The sequence below is a fragment of the Xenorhabdus littoralis genome (assembly GCF_033949345.1).
GTDB lineage: Bacteria > Pseudomonadota > Gammaproteobacteria > Enterobacterales > Enterobacteriaceae > Xenorhabdus > Xenorhabdus littoralis.
This window is the reverse complement of sequence record NZ_VCDP01000088.1, coordinates 16,211-36,243: the sequence shown is the minus strand read 5'-3', so window position 1 is coordinate 36,243 and position 20,033 is coordinate 16,211. Positions and strand designations below refer to the sequence as shown.

General features: G+C 53.7%; 13 protein-coding genes and 1 pseudogene. 5 read left to right on the top strand and 9 right to left on the bottom strand.

Annotated elements, in window-relative coordinates; translation table 11 throughout:
• The 3 genes and pseudogenes from FE394_RS17120 to FE394_RS17110 all read right to left on the bottom strand — a co-directional run.
• Positions 1-251: pseudogene (locus FE394_RS17120) on the bottom strand (integrating conjugative element protein); the annotation flags it as partial.
• Positions 252-263: 12 nt separating this feature from the next.
• Entirely contained in the window at positions 264-1,232 is a 969-nt protein-coding gene (locus FE394_RS17115) for a TIGR03756 family integrating conjugative element protein (RefSeq protein ID WP_319927559.1), read from the bottom strand.
• Complete coding sequence (locus FE394_RS17110) at positions 1,229-1,627, bottom strand: TIGR03757 family integrating conjugative element protein (protein WP_319927561.1); 399 nt, start codon at positions 1,625-1,627, stop codon at positions 1,229-1,231. Before FE394_RS17110 ends, FE394_RS17115 begins: the two co-directional genes overlap by 4 nt.
• A 403-nt stretch (positions 1,628-2,030) precedes the next feature.
• Between FE394_RS17110 and tssI the strand changes: the two genes are divergently transcribed.
• From tssI to FE394_RS17085, 5 genes are all read left to right on the top strand, one after another.
• Positions 2,031-4,118: a type VI secretion system tip protein TssI/VgrG gene (tssI, locus tag FE394_RS17105; protein ID WP_319927558.1), complete on the top strand. Its 2,088-nt coding sequence runs from the start codon at positions 2,031-2,033 to the stop codon at positions 4,116-4,118.
• Positions 4,119-4,216: 98 nt separating this feature from the next.
• On the top strand, positions 4,217-4,636 hold the full coding sequence (locus tag FE394_RS17100) for a DUF1795 domain-containing protein (RefSeq protein WP_319927557.1): 420 nt from the start codon (positions 4,217-4,219) through the stop codon (positions 4,634-4,636).
• A gap of 11 nt (positions 4,637-4,647) precedes the next feature.
• On the top strand, positions 4,648-9,057 hold the full coding sequence (locus FE394_RS17095; protein WP_319927556.1) for an AHH domain-containing protein: 4,410 nt from the start codon (positions 4,648-4,650) through the stop codon (positions 9,055-9,057).
• Complete coding sequence (locus tag FE394_RS17090) at positions 9,057-9,593, top strand: hypothetical protein (protein ID WP_319927555.1); 537 nt, start codon at positions 9,057-9,059, stop codon at positions 9,591-9,593. Before FE394_RS17095 ends, FE394_RS17090 begins: the two co-directional genes overlap by 1 nt.
• Positions 9,594-9,765: 172 nt before the next feature.
• Positions 9,766-10,557, top strand: a complete 792-nt coding sequence (locus tag FE394_RS17085; RefSeq protein ID WP_319927554.1) for a hypothetical protein — start codon at positions 9,766-9,768, stop codon at positions 10,555-10,557.
• Positions 10,558-10,772: 215 nt separating this feature from the next.
• Here FE394_RS17085 and FE394_RS17080 read toward each other — a convergent pair whose 3' ends face one another.
• From FE394_RS17080 to FE394_RS17055, 6 genes are all read right to left on the bottom strand, one after another.
• On the bottom strand, positions 10,773-14,030 hold the full coding sequence (locus FE394_RS17080) for an Ig-like domain-containing protein (RefSeq protein ID WP_319927553.1): 3,258 nt from the start codon (positions 14,028-14,030) through the stop codon (positions 10,773-10,775).
• Positions 14,031-14,261: 231 nt separating this feature from the next.
• On the bottom strand, positions 14,262-17,048 hold the full coding sequence (locus tag FE394_RS17075; RefSeq protein ID WP_319927552.1) for a conjugative transfer ATPase: 2,787 nt from the start codon (positions 17,046-17,048) through the stop codon (positions 14,262-14,264).
• Positions 17,048-17,449, bottom strand: a complete 402-nt coding sequence (locus tag FE394_RS17070) for a TIGR03751 family conjugal transfer lipoprotein (protein WP_319927551.1) — start codon at positions 17,447-17,449, stop codon at positions 17,048-17,050. The genes FE394_RS17075 and FE394_RS17070 overlap by 1 nt, the downstream gene beginning before the upstream one ends.
• Positions 17,437-17,793: a hypothetical protein gene (locus FE394_RS17065; RefSeq protein WP_319927550.1), complete on the bottom strand. Its 357-nt coding sequence runs from the start codon at positions 17,791-17,793 to the stop codon at positions 17,437-17,439. The genes FE394_RS17070 and FE394_RS17065 overlap by 13 nt, the downstream gene beginning before the upstream one ends.
• Positions 17,793-19,223, bottom strand: coding sequence for a TIGR03752 family integrating conjugative element protein (locus tag FE394_RS17060; RefSeq protein WP_319927549.1), 1,431 nt, complete (start codon positions 19,221-19,223; stop codon positions 17,793-17,795). Before FE394_RS17060 ends, FE394_RS17065 begins: the two co-directional genes overlap by 1 nt.
• Positions 19,213-19,956 (bottom strand): TIGR03749 family integrating conjugative element protein, encoded by a 744-nt coding sequence (locus FE394_RS17055; RefSeq protein ID WP_419836358.1) that lies wholly within the window; start codon positions 19,954-19,956, stop codon positions 19,213-19,215. Before FE394_RS17055 ends, FE394_RS17060 begins: the two co-directional genes overlap by 11 nt.
• Between the last annotated feature and the right edge of the window lie 77 nt (positions 19,957-20,033).

The following is a 20,033-nucleotide window of genomic DNA, read 5'->3' as shown; positions in this document are numbered from 1 at the left end:
AAATCCGAACTCCAGCCCAGTTCCAGACCAGCCAGCCTGGTTGAACCTCCACGGCTGGCTGGCTCAGAAATCACCGAGCCGCCACCGAGGGTATAGAACAACGTATCGGAGACCGCCCCGCTGCTCTGTGCACCATAGCCCAGCGCACTGTGACTCACGGTCGGTAAGGAAACTGACAGTCCCGAGGCATGAACCTGAGCGGTAACGAGTGCCAGCCCGCCCACCATCAGCAGTATCGGTTTTCTTATCATCCTGTTTTTTCCTTATATGTCCGTACTGCTGAGAAAACGTTGCCCGCGCCGCTGGCAACAGCTGTAGGGCTGCCACAGGGCATACGCCTGATTGCTGTCTGCCGCCGCCGTGTGGCTGCCATCCGGGAACACCGCGCAGGACTGACTTAACTGTGGTGACAACCGTTGCCATTGGTGATTTTTCGTGCCGGTATTTTCGGTGACCGGGGACGGCGGCCAGTAGCCGTCACGGCGTTGCCCGGTCAGAGGCTGATAAACATGGGGCTGCCCGGTACGGGTGATAATGTCCGCCACCCGCTGTGCCACCACCGCAGCGGTTTTATCTTCATCAACCTGCGTGACAAAACCGGAACGCGGGTAGAGATTTCCCCACATATTGCCCGCCATTGTACTTCCCAGCTCACGCTGACCGGGAATAAGCGCTTCAGGATAAAGTGACTCCGGCAGCCCGCTGCGCCACGCGACGGTATCCAGTGTGCTGAGAAAATAGGGCATCAGCGGTGTGGCCGCACTGCGACAGGAATACCCCGGGATTTGTCCGCCAATCAGAGTAGTAGCGGGGTGCCCGATGGCATCGGCGTATTTGAAACGCAGACGGGGACTCTGCTTCCCGGCAACCTGAACCGTATGATTGCCGCCGCCGGTGGTCAGGCGGGGTAAGGCACCCGTTACCGTATTTTCCAATCCGCCGGATAACGGGCTGATGTGAGCCATTTCAACCCACGGGTTGCCGCCGGAGCCATGATAGGTGGAGACCACTGCCTGCGGCAGGAAATGGGTGACTTTGACCGAAGTTTTTACCGTGCAGCCATGCCACGAACAGAACAGCCAGTAACAAATGCCGCTGACCCGCCACTGAATACAGGCGGGCGAGACACTGCCGGCCACGATTTGGGCGGTATTGATAGCAGCTTGTGTGACGGGAGCACATGCCGCGGCCAGCGTGATAACCACCGGAAAAGCCAAACGTGACGTATTCATGGCTGATACTGTTCCCTGAGCGCCGTTGCTTTGGCAATATCGGCTGTGCCATATACCACGTCACGATCATCAAACACCACCGCCGGGTATTTGCGCACACCGGATTGCCGGGCATGGACAACAGCACGATAAGCGTTGATAAGTTCCTGTTCCTGCTCACGCCACTGTGGTGATTGCAGCATCGTTTTTGCCTGTTCCATCGCCTGCCTTGGGTCAGCAGGCAGCCGGGCAAAGTGCTGTTGCTGAAGTTGTTCAGGTGCATCCAGCCAGACAACGTAGCTGTCTGGCATCAGATTCACCGGCGGGTGTTGATGGTCGGTATACACCACCGTGCCCGCACCGGCATACCCTGCCACGCCCCATCCCAGCAAAAACACTAAACCCGGCTTTTTCATCATCGTCGTCCCTACGGCAAAACATCGGGTCAGCGTGAAGAAAGCCGCTGCAAAAGTCAGCGCTTAATTGATTTTCTAAAAATGAAAAATAAGCGCCCCGGTCCGCTAAGATTTTTCTCAAATGTCGATAAAACGGACATCACATTCATAAAATTCATCGTTGTGTCTATAAAATAACAATCCGGATTTATCCCCTGACATAATTTGTCATGAATGGAATGAAAAATATGCCGATAAAACAATCAGCCTCCCATCATAATAAGAAAAAAAAACGTGTATGAAGAACGCGCTTTTTCTGCCTGAACGCAGTGAATGCTGGCCCGGACGTCAGGCTGCGTAAGTAAAAGGCCCCCGCGGAAAACAGCATTGAGGATAACAAGTAAAAAATAAGGAAAACGAAACAATGTCAATGAAGAAACACCTGATGAAGTTACAGCAGGGACAATCCCTGCTGGAAAAAGGAAAGCAGGCAACAGGTCTGGCGAAACAGGCGGACAGCCTGCTGGGTGGTGCCGGTACCGCTGGCCTGACGGATAAAGGTGGCCTGATGAAACCCGGCGGTTTTGCCGGCCCGCTCAGCGGCGGCCAGAGCCTGGCGCAGCAAGCCGCCGCCGGACACAGCGGGGCAGCCAAAGCGCTGCAACAGGCGGGCGGCGGTGGAGGCTCAGCACCGAGCGGCCTGCAATTTACCCTGACGGCAGCCAGCCTGCCGCCGCAGACGTTCGTTGTCACCGATTTTACGCTGAATGAAGGATTCTCCCGGCTCTTTACCCTCAACGTGGGGCTGGCGAGCGCTGACCCGGCAATTGACTTCCCGTCAGTCCTCGATCGCAGTGCGACACTCACCATCACGCAGGACGGCAAAGAACAGCGCAGCATCAGTGGCTGCGTCGCCCGCTTCGAACAGGGCAACACCGGGCTGCACCAGACCACCTACCAGATGACGATTTGCCCGGATTTATGGCGTACTTCCCTGCGGCAGAACTCACGCATCTTCCAGCAGCAGGATATCGTGACCATTCTCACCACCCTGCTTAAAGAGCACGGCATTCGTGATGTGGTCTTCAGCCTGCGCCAGCCGCACCCGGCGCGGGAATTCTGTGTCCAGTATCAGGAAAGCGACTTTGACTTCCTGCAACGGCTGACGGCGGAAGAAGGCATCTTCTACTTCTTTGAATGCGGCAACGGGCGCAACACGCTGGTGTTCGCCGACGACGCCGGTTCAGTGCCGCCGGGCATTATGCTGCCTTATCAGCCGGGTGACATCAGTACCACCGGCGAGCCGTCAGTGACCAGCTTCACCAGCAGCGCACAGGTACGCCCGGCGCAGGTTGAGCTGAAGGACTACACCTTCAAAAATCCGGCCTGGTCAGCCGAATTTCGTGAGCAGATGAAGGATGAACAGCTACAGGAGCAGTATTACGAGCATTACGACTACCCCGGCCGGTTCAAGGACGAAGCCCACGGCAAAGCCTTCACCCGCTACCGGCTGGAAGCGTTGCGTAACGATGCGATCACCGGACAGGGGCACGGTCACGCGATTGCCATCCAGCCGGGGAAACTGTTCATTCTGACCAACCACCCGCGGGCGGATCTGAACCAGCCATGGCAGGTGGTGAGCGCGAGCCATTCCGGCAACCAGCCGGGTGCCCTGGAAACAGCCACCGGCGACAGCGGCACTACGCTGCACAGCCAGTTCAGCTTCATCCGCCATAACCAGCACTGGCGGCCGACGCCGCTGCCGAAACCCGCTATTGACGGCCCGCAGATTGCCAAAGTGGTGGGACCGGCCGGGGAAGAAATCTTCTGTGACCAGTACGGACGCATCCGCCTCCAGTTCCCGTGGGATCGCTACGGCAAATCCGATGACCAGAGCTCCTGTTGGATACGGGTGACCCAGCCGTGGGCGGGACAGGGCTGGGGCATGCTCGCTATCCCGCGCATCGGTCAGGAAGTGGTGGTGGATTTTCTGCACGGCGATCCGGATCAGCCCATCGTCACCGGCAGAACCTACCACGCGAGCAATATCCCGCCGGGCGGGCTGCCGGGCAGCAAAACCCAGATGGCGTTCCGCTCCAAAACCCACAAGGGCGAAGGCTATAACGAGCTGCTGTTTGAGGATGCCAAAGGCAGTGAAAAGCTGTCGCTGCACGCACAGAAGGACATGGACACCACCGTGCTTAATGACCGCAGCACCCGCGTGATGCACGACCATACCGAAAGCGTCGGACACAATCAGGCCATCAGCGTACGCGCTGACCGCCATAAAGAGGTAGTCGGCATGGAAGTGAGCAGTATCGGAACACGGCAGGTCACCGTGGAAAAAACCAGCGTACTCAGTGTCAAAGGACAAATCACCATTCAGTCCACTGAAAGCGGCATCACCCTCGGCAACACTAAAGGGAGCATCTCGATTGATACCGACGGCAATATCCATATTACCGGTAACACCGTCATTATTAACGGAAAAGAGGTCATCACCCTGAACTGAGTCCGGGCAGTCCGGCAACAAGACTGAAATCCACGCCACAGAATTTTTCTGCGGCGGGCTGAATATTGATGATACAAAAAGAGTGAAAAGGAAAACCCATGAGCACACAACCCTACCAGATGAACGAAGGCACCCTGAACATTCCCGCCGGCTGGCGTGACGAATCGATGCACGTGTTTGTGCTGCCGGATGACAGCGGCGTCAATCTGGTGATTAACCGCACTGCGGTGCCGGCAGGCACCGACAGCAATACCTATTATGAGCAGACACTGACGCAGTTTGTGACCCACCTGCCGGGCTATCAGGAGCACCAGCGGGGGCAAACCGAACTCAGTGGCGATATGGCATGGCGGCTGGATTACCAGTGGCAAAGCCCGGAAGGGGAAATGTACCAGACGGTGGTGCTGCAAATCCGGGGCAGCCAGCTGCTGGCGTTTAACCTGACTTCCCCACAGCCCTTTAATACCGGACAACGGGAAGCCTTACTGGCGGTGGTAAGCAGTTTTCAGACGGCATAACGGAGGCCGATATGGGATTAGGTGATGAAATTATTACCCGGATTGCCCGGGTCGGGGCCACCCATGCCCGGCCACCCTTGCCGCCTGCGGGCGGTGCCCGAGGGCCGGCCGCAGCACGCCAGGGTGACCCCATCCAGCATAAGAGCTTCTTTGGTGCCCTGATGGGGGCGGTGGCCGGTGCACTGATTGGGGCGGCCATTTTTGGCGCGGTGGGATTGCTGGTTGCCGGTACCGGCGGATTGGGGGCTACCCTTATTGTAGCCGCGGCCGGCAGCGGGTTAACCTATCTGGCCAGCGATGCCATTGCCGCAGCCAGCTCGGCCGTCTCGAACTTTGTCGACAGCTTCGGCTCGCCGGACGGCGTGTTGAGCAGTGGTTCCGGTAACGTCATGATTGAAGGCAAGCCCGCCGCACGGGCCACTGTCGATATGGCCGCATGCAGCAAACACCCGGCGCCACCGTTGATAGCACAGGGCAGTGAGTCGGTGTTTATCAACGGCCAGCCGGCGGCACGGGTCGGCGACAAGCTGGTGTGTGGTGCCGCCATCAAAGGCGGTGCGAGCAAAGTCTTTATCGGCTCCGGTCAGGGGACTTATCTCGAGATTGAAGAAGAATTCTCCGGCTGGCAACGGGCTTTACTGGTAGCGGTGGAGTTTCTGGTGCCCCCGACACGCGGGCTGGTAAAAGGCATCGGTAAGCTGATGACCAAAACCGGCCGGCAGGCGGTGCTGGCCGGGGCAAAACTGGGCGCCAAAAAAGCCGCTCATGCCCTGAAAGGCAGAGTGATGTGTGCCAAAGCTGCCTTTAAAGCCAATAAAGGCGTCAAACGTTTTACTCAGTCCACCAAAAAATTCTTTACGGGTGACCCGATAGACGTGACCACCGGCAGCCTGTCTGACCAGCGTACTGAGTTTGAACTGGGACAAACCATCCCCCTGAGCTTCACCCGCAGCTGGTCACCGGGGTTGCGGGGGCTGCTCGGCGAAAACTGGCTGGACAACTTCTCCGAAGCGGTCATCGTAATCGGTGACCGGATAGAAGTCCTGACACTGGAAGGGGCTTCCCTGCACTTCGCCCTGCCCCAAAGCGTTGACCACAGTATCAACCCGGAGCACCCTGAATTTACGCTGAGCCGGCATCAACAGGGCTTTATTCTGAGCGAGCGCAATCAGCCGGTCAGAAAATATTTTACCCGGCCGGGTATATCAGAGACTGCCGGCACCCAGCGCTGGCAATTGTCCGCCCTGCGTGACCGCAACGATAACGCCATCGATTTTCATTACAACGAACAAGACCAGTTAAATCGGGTCACCCACAGCGATGGCCCGGAACTGGTATTACTGTACCGCGCAGACGGGTTACTGACTGACATCCGCCGCAGCGACAGTGGTCTCAATGAAGTCATGGTGCGCTATGACTATCACGGGAATGGCTGGCTGGCAGAAGCGGACAGTACCCAGCAATTCCACCTGTTCTATGAATACACTGCACAGGGATTGATTAGCCGCTGGTCAGACGGTGACCAGACTGCCGTGGATTATGTGTATGATGCACAGGGGCGCTGCATTGAAAGCGTCGGCAGCGGGGGCTATTACCCCGTCCGGCTGACCTATGAACCCGGCCTCACCCTCTCCGCCACACCACAGGGCCATACCACCGCCTGGCATTATAATGTGGAGCAACAGGTCACTCAGGTGGAAACGCCGTGCGGTCATGTCACCCGGTATGAATACGATAACTGGGGTAACCTGCAACGGCAGATTTTGCCGGAAGGACAGGTCCTGCAACTGGATTATCTGGCGGATACGGGACTGGTCACGGCGTTTACCGATGCCGGCGGTGCCGTGTGGCAGTATCACTACGATGAGAATGACCGGCTGGTCAGCATGACCGACCCGCTGGGGCGGGTCTGGTGGCAACAATACGATGATAAGGGTCATGCCGAATGTTTTATTGCCCCTGACGGCAGCAAAACCACCTTAACCCGCAATGCGTTCGGGCTGGTAACGAAAGCCGAAGATGACGAAGGCAACCAACGCAGCTGGGAATACGATGACCATCAGCGGCTGACCCGGCTGTTTGATGAGGAAAACCGCAGCCTGCGGCTGGGTTACGACAGCCATGACCGGTTGCAACGGCTGTCATCCGGCGGCGGGGCCTTATGGTCGTGGGAATATGACCGTCATCACCGCATCGCCTTAAGTGACCGCCCCAACAACAGCCTGGAGCGCTTCCGCCATGACCGCCACGGCAACCTGACCCGATGGACAGATGCGCGGGGTGTGGAATGGCAGATTGAATACGGGCCGTTTGACCTGCCGATCGGCCGGATTGACGGTGAAGGTCACCGCTGGCAGTACCGTTATGATCTCGATAGCCTGCAACTCCTCGAAGTCATTAATCCGCAAGGGGAAAGCTACCGTTATCAACTGGATGCCGACGGGCGGGTGACCACGGAGACCGACTACGCCGGGACGCAATGGCATTATGCCTATGACGGCAATGGCAACTGCATTGAAAAGCGGGATGCACTGAATCAGGTCACCCGCTATGACTATGATGCCGCCGGGCAGATGACGGCGATGCACACGCCGGAAGGCCGTACTACTTACGCCTACGATATCCTGGGACGTCTGCTTGAGGTGATTGCGCCGGACGCTGAACCGCTGACCTTTGAATACGATGACAAAGGTCGCCTGGTGAAAGAAGTTCAACCTTATGGTGAAATCCGGCGTGAGTATCCCGACAATGCCACGGCAGAACGCACCCTTTACACGCCCGATGGCCGGCGCTGGAAAGCGGACACGCAGGTTAATAAGGTGGGTGAACTGAGCCTGCTCAGTATCAGTGGTGAGCATCAGCTCACGCTTGAGCGGGATGACGACGGGCACGAATGGCATCGCCAGTCAGACAAGGGCTTTATCCTGCGTCAGGAGCATTCCCTGATGGGGCAACTGACGACGCAGCGTGCCGGCCGCAATACCGCGTTTTTTGCCGCCCATGAAGTGGCAGATATCCCTCAACCGACACTGGCGGGGCTGGACCGGGAATATCGTTACGATGCGGCACTGAATCTGGTGGCCGCCAACGATGAACGGCAGTGGTTGCGTTATGTGGTCAACGGCAACGGTCAGGTCACATCAGTCAGTGACGGCGACCGGCTGCGGGAGCATTATCAGTATGATGCCTGTGGTTACCCCGCCCGCCGTTTCGACGGTCGCCACGATATTGACAACGAACGGCTCTACCAGAAGGGACACCGACTGCGGCAGGCGGGTCAGCATCTGTTTGAATACGATGAGGCAGGCCGGATGACCGCCATGCAGCTGTGGCAGGAAGGTCATCGCGCGCAACTGACTAAATTCCGCTGGAACAGCCAGAACCAGCTGATCGGCGTGCTGACACCGGGTGGCCAGCAGTGGGATTATCGCTACGATGCCTTCGGCCGGCGCACGGAAAAAGTGTGTGAACGGGCGGGCAGCCGGACGACGTACCTGTGGGACGGCGATGTGCCGGCGGAAATCCGCGAATACCGGCACAACCGGCTGTACAGCATCCGCCACTTAGTGTTTGATGGCTGGCAGTTGCTGGCGCAGCAGGTGCAGTTTTTTACCCTGCACCCGGAGAACCGCCATGAACTGATTGCCGGCGAGGTGCAGACGCAGTATGCGGTGTGCGCCCCGACGGGAGAACCGCTGGCATTGTTTGACCCACAGGGGCACCGTGTCTGGCGACAACCTCCCCAGAGCCTGTACGGAGTACAATTGAAAGCCGCTGGCGAAAATGCTGAACTGAATCCGGAAATGCAGTTTGCAGGCCAGTGGCTCGATGCAGAGAGCGGTTTAGTCTATAATCGGTTCAGATATTTCTTGCCAGAGGCGAGTGTGTATCTGACGCCAGATCCGCTGGGAATTCAGGGTGGTGAAAATTTATATGCGTATGTTGAAAATCCTCTTTCTTGGATTGACCCACTCGGTTTGGCTGGATGCTCGACCAAGTTAGGTAAAAATATGATGGCGGATATGGGGTTACCACGTTCAACTAAATGGAGTGGTTATCAGGCTCATCATGTTATTCCCAAACAATACGCTAGTCATCCTGCCTTGAAAAAAATTAAGTATGATATCGACAATGCAGCAAATGGAATTTTTTTAAGAGAGGTGGATAAAGGTGTTAGTGCAATGGCAAGGCATCAAGGTAACCATAATGGTTACTCTAAAGCGATTAAAAATGCATTAGACAAAATAGATCTAAATCAGTCTGTTACGGAGATATCGAAACAGGTTGCTAATATACAAAACTTGGCTAAAAAAGGGATGATGAATGGAACACCGATCAGAGCTAAGGATATTTGGAAAGGAAAATCTAAGATAGGTAATAAAATAGCTTTAGACATGTGGAATAAAATTTTAGGAGTGTAATGATGAAAGGCTTGAATAAGAAGTTTGTAACTGAACCAATGCGTTTTTTATTTTTAGATGACCTTTTATCAGGAAAGGGCCAGTTATCTTCTGATGTTATTTTATTGGAGGATAAAGATAAATCTCTAAAATTATCATTTAGTCAAGACCTTCCAGATGGATACTTAGTATGGCAAGATCTTATAGAAAATAACGTTGGTGAGTTTTCCTTAGAAGATAACTATTCTGAAGCCGAAGATTACTTAGAAGATATTGACGAAGAATATGGTGATTTACAAGAAGAAAAGATATTATCTTATAGAAAATCCAAGATAAAAAAGATAAACACAGAGTATGACGATTTTTATTTTGAAATTTTAGATGATATATACTATCAGTTAAAAATGCTATCTATACAAAGATATATATTAGGAAATAAAAATGAATCATTATTAGAAAAAATGTTCAATATATATAAAGAAGGCTTTTATCCATGTGGGATGACTAAGGATAAAAAAATAGTCGCTTTTAATCCAGAGAGATTAAAAATCAGTTGATATAGAAGGTATATAAACAAAAAAACCGGAAAATCCTTGTGATCTTCCGGTTTTCTTACCCTGAAAAATATCCAAGTCATGTTAGCTCTGCGGTGATCACTGGATTCATATAACAAGTACATTACATACTCTTCATAACAACAATCATAATTTTTGAAAAAGAAGACAATACATGAGAAACTCAATCCAACACGAAATCACCTTTCCAGCAGGCTGGTTTCTTCTCATTAATGGCGAAATCCCCTTCTATTGCGATCATGGGTGTACTGTCGCCGATTTTGCTGCTGCGAGAAACCTGATCGGTTATAACAAAAAAAACGGGATTTACTTCAAATTCGCCTATGAATCCTCCGAAATCAGAGGGTATGAACCGCCGCTGGGAACCTATGTTCTGACCATCAGAAAATACAATTACACCCACAACTCCGGTTATTTTGGCCGTTGTGTTGATGCGGAAGTGAAACAAACCCCGTGTCCGGAAAAATTTAAAAATATCATGACAGATATGCTGAACATGTCGGCGGAACAGTCTACGTTTGAAGAAGTAAAACGGCCGAAACCACAGGGAAAATGCACACCTCAGTTACAGCAGTGCATCAATGATTTTTTTACCAGCGTCAAGCAAGATCGCACAGATGAAATTATGGCTTTCATCAGGTCTCCCATGGATGAAAACGAAGAGGAAAATATTCCTTATCTTCGTAAACTGTACTATGGACACTATGAAAGCCCATATCAGAGAGATGATTTAGTTAAAAGTGAAATACATAAAACAGTGGTATCGGAGATCTACAACTACTTTGAATCGCTCGATAAAACAAGAAAACTTGAGAATGGCCGGGATCTTTTTCCCTTTCTTTTTAGTCCAAAAAAATATGATATCAGCGCCATTGTGCCTAAAAATGTGAGCTTATGCGAAGTTTTTATGAATATGACCCATATTCAGGATGAGAAAATCATGTGATAAAGCGTCAGAAGAATATTTATCTTCTGGTTTGGCCTGTTGCTATAGAAAGATCAAACCAATGACATTGCATATTCCACCCGCCAAATAGACTCCGCCATTACCTCAAACGGAGTCTATTCTTTGACAAAAGAAAGGAGCAACTTCATGAATCAAATTGGCAAGATCAGACAACGCTGGCAGATCAAGCAAAATCATGTAAACACAGAACCGCCTTAGCCTCCACACGCAAATGCCAGCCGATGCCAGGCATTACGCGTCCAGCTATCCGATTCTGCCCAGAATGCCCATTTTGTCTGCGCATCCATTGAACCGGAACTGGCAGAAAGATAATCCGTGGAGACCACATAAAACTCCCTCACCCAGCCCTCATAGTGATAAAAATTCCCCCATTCTTCATAAAGCCGTTCAAGTGCATATTTGGGCGCAATCTGGCTGCCGAGTGATTGGCAAATTTGCGTTGCATTAAAATAAAAATCTTGCGTCAGGCCTGAGCGCTCAAACCAGGTATCGCTTGTTAAGGTCAGTACCACCTGCTGCCCTGCCTCATCGGTGCCTGTCAGTCTCACACCATCGGGACGTTGCTGTACGACCACCGTATCACCGGATACCGTGACTGCCGGAGAATCGCTCTGCCAGTTCACCCGGTCTGTATTATCGGCGGTGATAATGCGAAATTTCGCCCCCCGCCAGAAAACTGAAGGCCCACGGGTGCCAAAGGCTTTCTGGTTGGCATTACCGCCCTGACTGTCAACGGCGACGGTATCGGCAATACGTAATGGCGGGATAAATTCCACTGTGGGTGAGATAACCGCCTGGTCATCAATAATGGCTGTTACTGAAGCGGTGCCTGCCTTCTGGCTGCTCAGTGTCGCACGGGCTTCACCGTTTTCATCGGTTTCAATCTGAGCGTCTGTAAAGTGACCGTTGTCCGAGCGCCACCAGACAGGGATACCGACAGCAGGCTGTCCGGTCAGCTTTTTCACCGCCACGGTCAATGTGACGCTATCCTGACCATTGGCAATCATGCGGGTTTTATCTGCACGCAGGGTGGAGGTCAGCACATCATCAAACCAGAGCGTCGGGGCGGTCACCGTCTTATCATCAATCTGGATCCATACCCGATGCTCACCGGCAACGGTGCTGGTCAGTTGAACCTGTGCCAATCCCTGCGAGTCGGTTCGGGTCTCTGCTGATGACAGAACGCCGTTGTCGGTGTGCCAGATGACGGCCTGATTTTCAACCGGTAACCCCTGCGCATCTTCAACAATCGCAGTCAGTACGATAGCCTCCCGCCCGTCGCCGCTGGCGTGGGTTTTATCCGCGATGATAACGGAGTGCAACTGACGTTCAAACGTGATCCCGCCCGCCGTGATGATGGTACCTGACATGTCAGCGCGGACACGGGCGATACCGGCTCTCCGGCTGATAATCCGTGCGTGGGCTTTTCCCCTGCTGTCAGTGATAACCTGTTCATCGGCAATCTGGCCATGATCCGTTGACCAGACGATTTCCCTCCCTGCTATCGGCTGGTCAGCCGCATCACGCGCGTCAATCGTGCAAAGCACACTGTCCTGTCCATCGGCAATGGCTGTACTTTTGTCACAGGTCAACGTATGGGTCAGTACGGGTAGAAATTCAACCGGTGATGCCGTGAACGTCTCTTCATCCGCCATCACCGACACCTCTGCAATACCGGAGGGCAAACTGACTAATGCGGCGGTGGCCTGCCCGTGATTATTGGTTGTTGACGAAGCACTCAGGAATTTACCCCGGCTGGCTTGCCACTTAACGGTCTGATGAGGAACGGGAACGCCGGCGGCATCCTTGAAGGTAACGGTAAACGTCACGGCATCCTGACCATCGGCTCTGGCCTGTGTTTTGTCTGCGGTGATAACAGGTTTCAATACCGCACTGAAGTGCACCGGCAAAGCCACAGTGACATTATCACCGACCGAGACCTGTACGCTATGCTCCCCGTGATGATGACTGCTCAGCAACACTGCCGCCAGCCCCTGTGTATCAGTTTTCTGTGTGGTTTGTGAAAGTTTGCCTTTGTCACTTGACCAACTCACCGTTTGATCGGGAACAGGTTCCCCGTCACGATCTTTCACCATCACGGTATACATCACACTGTCCTGACCATCTGCCCTTGCCTGAGTCCGGTTTGCGGTGACCTGCACATGGGTTTCCATCGGCTGGATAAAAATGATGGTTTCCGATGGCCGGGAACGATTGCCGTGCCTGTCAATGGCAATACCGGAAAGCCGGATCATTTTATCGGTGGCTTTCGGCAAACGCAGCATGACTTTATCAGGCATCTGGTGAATAATTTTACCGCCCGCTTGCTGTAATTCTTCTGCCCGGAGTTCTAAACGCACAAGCGGATATTTGGCGGTAATCCGTGGCATAAAGGTGATGATTCTGCCTGCATCGCCTTTAAGCTGAGCGGGAAAGTCCAGTGTTATCAGCGTCTGCTTGCGGTAATCCAGCACCATATCATGATTCCGGTTGACAAAATCTGTCCGTCTGAATGTCAGGCTGCGTAATGGCGCGACGGCGCTGGGATCAAGCTGTTGGGACAGCGGGACACCCAGCTGGTAATTGAGTGCCAGCGTAAAACGGTTATCCCGGTGATCGTGTTTCCCCTGCCGGACATCTGCGCCCAATGTAACTAACGGTACTGGCGTGTATGTCAGCCCGGCCGTCAGGCTGTAGGGATTATGCTGACGTTTGCTGTTACCAAATAAATCCACTTGCTGCCCGTAGTATTGTTCAAACACCACCTGCCCGCCCCAGTGCGGCAACGCGGGTAACCCGCCTTCTACCCGGATATCCCAGCCATTGGCGGGACGTGCATCATAATCGCTGACTTGCCGGGACGTTTTCCAGCCGGATAAGCGCCGGTAAAGGTTGGCAGAGAATTTGAAGTTATCGCGCCACGCTTCTGCCCCGATGCTGTAGCGATGGTGTTGAGTCGGCCACTCGGTATCCCAGAACGCATTAACCCCCCAGAGCCAGTTATCAGCCAGATATCGGTATCCCATGCCAAGATGGGTGGTCGTCTGACCGTGCCCGGTTTTAACTCCCCACTGGCTGAATGCGGTGTAGGCCGATGGGGTATACCACGGCAGCACCCAATCCAGCGCGGCTTCTTTTAACGAAAAATAGTGATCAAAGGGGAGTGAGATCCGGGCATTGCCGAACTGGTTAAGCCAGGGGGTTAATGTGGCAATGACTGCCGATGACAGCTGCTGGGCAGCGATTGATTGTGCGGCTTCGTTGGGGGATTGCGATTGGTTAAGTTGTTGCCCTAATTGTGAGGTGATGTCAGCCAGCTTGTGGGCAGAAAGATTATCTTCGTTTTTGTCTGCTGACATGGCCTGACCGGGGAAACTGAGCAACAAACCCAATAGGCCGATAATCAGGGATTTCACATTATTGAGCAAAGAGAATTGAAGTTTTTGCAACACTGACTGTTACCCATTTCATTAATGATGAAAGCGGTAACATGCGGGAAAAACAGCGCATATACAGTGCTCAATTCTTTTTCCGACAGTGAAAATTAAAACAAATAAGGAATTCAAACGGTGAAAAACATGAGTAACCTATCAGGAAAAGGATCAAAATGCCTTTAACCTGAAAGTGAGTCCAATCCTGACAGTGGGATCTTGCCTGTTATTTGCGCTCAATGAGTCAAATTATCAGCCCGTTTCTTTTGCCATGTTGTGTTCCACAACATCAACCTTTAACCCCCGTGCGATATCCATTTTTCTGGCTACCAAAACAGCGGCTTCCAGTTCACTGCACTGATGTTCCCGCATCAACACCCGCCGCTCAGCCTTTTCTTCTTTTTCTGTCATGCCCAGCGCCAGATAAAGGCTCGGCGGCACTACCCGAAATAACGCCTCGATTTTTTTCGCCAGCACCACGCCTTCGGTATAACAACGGGGTAATTTACTGGCGGAGAGCAATACGGCTTTTTGCTCTTCTGTCAGTTTTTTAAAGCGGGCGATTTGTTCCACTTCATCCGGTGGCATGGTCAGACATAACCACCATTCGGCCATATTCAGCATCTTTTCGGCGGTGTCGGGATAATCCGCCAGGTTTTGGGTGGCGAGCCACAGCCAGGCACCGAGTTTACGCCACATCTTGACCACTTTAGTCATATACGGTGATAACAGCGGGTTGGTCGTGGTGATATGCCCTTCATCAATCACCAGTTGCAGTTCGCGATCCTGATATTGATCCCGTTCAGCCAGGTTATTGACTTTGTTAATCAGCGAGACCATCGCCAGTGCCATCTGGGCCGAGTAGTTCTCCCGCGCCAGTGTGCCCAAATCAATCAGGGTGACATCCACTTCCGGCCACGGCGTACCGGGGCGGTTAAACAGTTCACCCTCAAACCCCTGGGTAAACATTGACATAGCGCTGGCCATTTCATCCGCCCGTGCCCGTCGGTGGGCGGTGATGAACGGCTGGCCGTGTTCATCCTGCCGATGATTACGGGCGATGGCATACAGTGCATTCTGCAAGTCTGATGCCACCATCTGGCGGGACTCGTCAAAACTGGTCCGGGCGGCCATCATAATGGCTTCGCGAATTAATCCCCTATCAGAGCGGGTCAGGCGCTCTTCTTCCCTTTTCTCCCCACCGGTGATCATCAGTCGGGCGGCAATTTCCATTTCGCCCAGAATATCGCGCTGTTCATCTCTCTCCTCGTCCTGTTGTTCATCCGTATCCGGGAGATCGGCTTCATTAATGCGCAATTGCCCAGGACTCAGTTGCAGCAGCTGATGCGCATCGGCAAACAGCGCCAGACTCACCCCACAGCCCGGTCTGATGCCGATTTTATTGACTGTCAGCCCCAGACTTTCGTAGTAATCGGCCAGCAAACCAAAACTGTTGCCGGCTTCGACAATAAACAGGCGCGGCCGGTGTATTGCCATCAACTGGATTAACGAAGCGCACAGAGTAGCGGATTTTCCTGCTCCGGTCGGGCCAAACAACAACAAATGGGCATTCTGGGTGCGATCCTGTTTGTTCATCGGATCAAAGGTCAGCGGCGCCCCGCCCCGGTTAAAGAAACTGAATCCCGGATGGCCTGTCCCTGTCGAACGGCCTGTCACCGGCAATAACCCGGCCAGATGCTGCACCCAGGTCAGGCGGCTGTACCAGTATTTTTTGTCTTTCTGCGGGTTAAAGCACATCGGCAATGCCCGTAAATAAGCATTCAGCGGTGACGCACTGAATTCGGGCCGGACAGGCTGCAATCCTGCTGTCAGCAGAGTGGAGGATAACTGATGCACCCGATGATTCAGGTCAGCGACGTCCCGGCCGCGCACCAGAAAGGTCAGTGCGCTGCGGTACAGTTTATGCCGCCGCCCCAGCAGTGCTTTGACTTCCTGCACATCCTGCCGGACGCGCAGCGATTCGGTATTTTCTCCCACGGCATTTTTCGCCAGCCGGGTAAAGTCCTCTTCCAGCCTGTCCTGTGCCTGTGCCACAATGGTCAGGGAAACTACCGTCCCTGCCGGCATCATATCCATCAGGGTATTGATATTATCACCCCGTTTCACTTCGCCTGTCAGTGTTCCCGGTTCTGGTGGGCGACGCAGGCGCTCGACCGGCACCGCTTTATGCGGCAACCCGTCAAACCACCAGACGCCCGCTTCAGGATCAGACACCGGCGGGGTAAACCACAGGCTTTCGGCAAAATCATTATTGACCGGGAGATCGGACGGTGTGGGGGTTTCGTAACCCACGGTACGGTAAAAATCGGCTTTTGCCATCCCCCAGTCCGGCGCCGGATTAAAATAACGCAACAACCAGCTATGGATCTGCTCCCCATTTTGCCGATGGGCAACGACACCGGCAGCTGCCAGCGATGAGACCAGCCGTTCGCAGACCTGATTGAGTGCGACAACAGCCGATAAGGTTTGGTTGTCATAGCGGGATTTTCGCGTGGCCGGAAGCCACCGGTAAACCACCATACGGGTCTGGCGCTGCTGGCCCCGCCACGGCTGCCCGGTGATTAAGCTGTCCTGAAATATCCCCTCAGGCCGGGCAATGCTGTTCAGGTGATGCTCAGATTCTGCCAGAAAGGTGTCAGTAAACGGTGTTCCCTGTGCCCAGGGTTTCACATAGCCCCGCAAGGTGTTGAGATAGTCAACAGGATCATCTTCATCCTGACAAAAAAACTGCACCACCCACGGCGAAATATCGTCTTCTTCCAGACTGTCCTGGATCGCATCTTCCAGTTGATCCCGGATTTCAGTCAACCGCTCAGCAGGGCGGCCTTCGGTGGCGATGGGTTCAATTTGATAAACCGCCCCGACGGAAATCCCGTCATCCAATAACAGACATTGCTCTTTTTCCAGATATTCCACCCAGGGCAGGTAATCAATGATGGAAGGATTGGCATGGTAAATCGCGGTTTCATCCGCTTCACGCAGCCTGCCGGGGCGGTTCAGTGCCTTGGGGATGTTCATTACCCTGCCTCCGTGCGTTCACCCGGCAGAGCATACTGTACCTGCTGATAAAACGGGAATACCGTGCTGTAGCCCGGTATCGGCGTGTTTCCGGCAACCAGATGCGGATAGACGTACATCACCATATCGGGATTGGGTAAGCGGGGAAATTGCTGGCTGATTTCCTGCGCGGCTGAACGGCTGTAATGATAGGGTTCTTCCAGTTCCCTGAGTCGTTCGGATACAGTTAAAGCCCGCCGCAGTGTTTCCCTGGCCGATGCAGTCGCATGACCGGCCTTGTTCCCCTGCCACATCGCCAGCACCGTTTGCTCTCCGGCAGGAAGTAAGGTCTCTTTCGAGGTGGCACAGCCGGCCAGTAACCCCGCCAGACATACTATCCCATAATATTTTATTTTCCGCATACGGTGGCCTCCGGAGTACCAAGAGCAGTAAACGTGGCAAATTCCGGGTGTACCGCCAGCTCTGATAAGGTAAAAGGCAAAGGCACCCACTGTTCAGGCTCAATGCTGACTTTGCCTTCCACCACCGCCTGCCACTGGGTTTCCGTCAGGCGGAAGACGGTAAAATCACCGTCACCCAACGGCTGACATTCTCTGCCGGTTGAGAGATACAACCGGCACTCTTTTTTACGCACCGCACGCCAGTAAAGCTGTACCTGTGCGGGTTCAGCCCGCGACGTCACCGGCACTTGCAGGCAATACGGGGAACCCGCACTGAATATCCACTGAGAAGGGGTCTTTTCCATTAATCTAATGCTTCCTGATTGTCACGTTGGGCGGTCTCACGCACGCCGTAGCGCACCTTACGTCCTTTCGTTTCGTAATCAATCGCCAGGCGTTGTGTGATATGCACCACAACACGGGCACCGGGCGGGACATAAACTGCATCAAACGTCTGGCTGTAGCGCTGTCTGAGCCATTCGCTCAGGTCATTCATGCCACCTGACATCGCTTTGCCCAATACCGCCTGTCCGGCATTACCCGTTAACGCGGTCGTGATACCGCCAGTGCCGCTGGTCTGGGCGGTTCGCTGGCTTTCACTCAGGGCATCGCCAGCCGAATTCATGGCCGAGAGCGCAAACAGGGTCGGCAGATAGGTAGCGGCGTTGGATTTGCGTTCACCGCTGATACAGGGAATGCCGTTTTCATCGGACAGCCAGCCGATGCCGTCCGCACTGCCGTGGGTGTTTTGCCCTGCGCCCGGCAGGGTGCGTACCGTACCGTCCTGAAAAACAACCGTGATGGAATTAACCTGACCGCGCACGCAGGAGAGTGTCCAGTCACCACTGGCCGAGCCGGACACCACTGCCCCTTCCACCTCCGGCAGTTCAATGCCGTTGGCCGTCAGGTTGTCTTTGCCGATAAGGATTTTAAAAGGATAAGGGTCGGTCACCATGCCATTCACGGGGACACGGCCCAATAAAGCGGTCATGGCCTGACTGCCCACTAACGTGGCATTTTCAGGCAGGGTATAGACCGGCTTTTCATTTTCTTCCTTTGATAAGTTTTGAAGCGCTGGGCTTTGGGGTTTATTTTGCCCGGCGGCTGACTGTTCACTTAAAAATGAGGTCGGGAACTGCGCCGTGGCTTTCCCATTGCCGGGGATTTGCATGTCTGCCGGTTTTTCATCGGCCGGTGTTATCCAGATAAGTTCATTTTGCCCTGTGCCTGCATTGGCAGAATACGGAAGACTTCCCGACCCAATCGGTATCGGACTGTCCGGCGCAGACAGAGGCGCTGAATTCAGCCGTTCTGTCAGTAAATCAATCTGTGCCAGCAATCCCTGCTGTTCATCCTGTAATTCACGCCGGTGCTGTTCATCACCCTGCCGGATGGCTGCCACCGCCGCATCTATCTGACCGGCGACATCGTGACGCTGATTTTTTAACTGGTCATTTTCTTTCAGGATATCGGCATTCTGCTGACCTAATCGTTGCTGCTCTGCCCGCACTTTATTGAGCGTCCCCACCAGCGTACGCAGAGTATCTTCCGGTGTATCGCCGCCGACACCCAGCGCCTGTAGCTCCTCCGGTGACAACGTGGCCAGGACATTATTCTGGGGGGTGTTGGGTGCGGTACTGTCTGTTGAACTGCAACTTTTGATGCCGATAAACCCGCCGACCATCAGCACCGCCGGCACCAGAATTTTCACCAGACTGTTGGATTTAACCTGCATGACGGCCTCCCGGTTTCACCGCTATAGGCTCAGGGATAAAGGCATGATCCGGCTGTCCTCGGGTTACAAGATACAGCACTGTGGTATCTTCCGGTGTGCCTGTTTCTCCCAGCCAGCGATGCTGAAATGTTGCTGCGACAAATTGTCCCTGCAAGGCCCGTGGGTCGAGCGTAATGTTGCGTTTGGCCGTATTACGCAGTTTCAGGGCTACCACAGTGTAATTTTGCACGCCCCAGCCGGCCAGCGGGGAAACCGCAATCGGTTCTGAAGGATAGAGTGTCGTGATAGATTCGGGTAAATGCAGACTGACCGGGTGGATACCTGTAACCGGTTCGACGGTACGCAGCGGTGCATAGAGCTGCTGAGCGGCATAGCGGGTTAATACCACCGGCGCGGGAGCCGAAAATGCTGATTTTCTCTGATGCCGGGGTTCCTCTTTTGAGGCAGAACTTTTTTCACCCGGATAAAGAATGCGTACCGGCTCTGTTGGCCCCGTATTGGTGGCGGTAATATCCAGTAAGATAATTTCGCCGTTTTCACTGTCCTGCAATTGCAGACGGGTTGGCGAAAAGGCATGACTGGCTTTCAGGTAAACCGCGCCGCCTGCGCTCTGTACCCGCAATTTATCGCTGAGGGACGGCGGAAAACCAACACGCATATTTCTGTCCGCAAAAATAATCCGCTCCTGACCTATCTTGAGGGCAATGGATAACGGAATGCGTTCCCATTTCATCAGTTCATCAGCCTTTGCACCGAGGCTGAACCACAAGAGACTGAAAAGTCCCGCCAGAAAGCACAGATAACGAGACT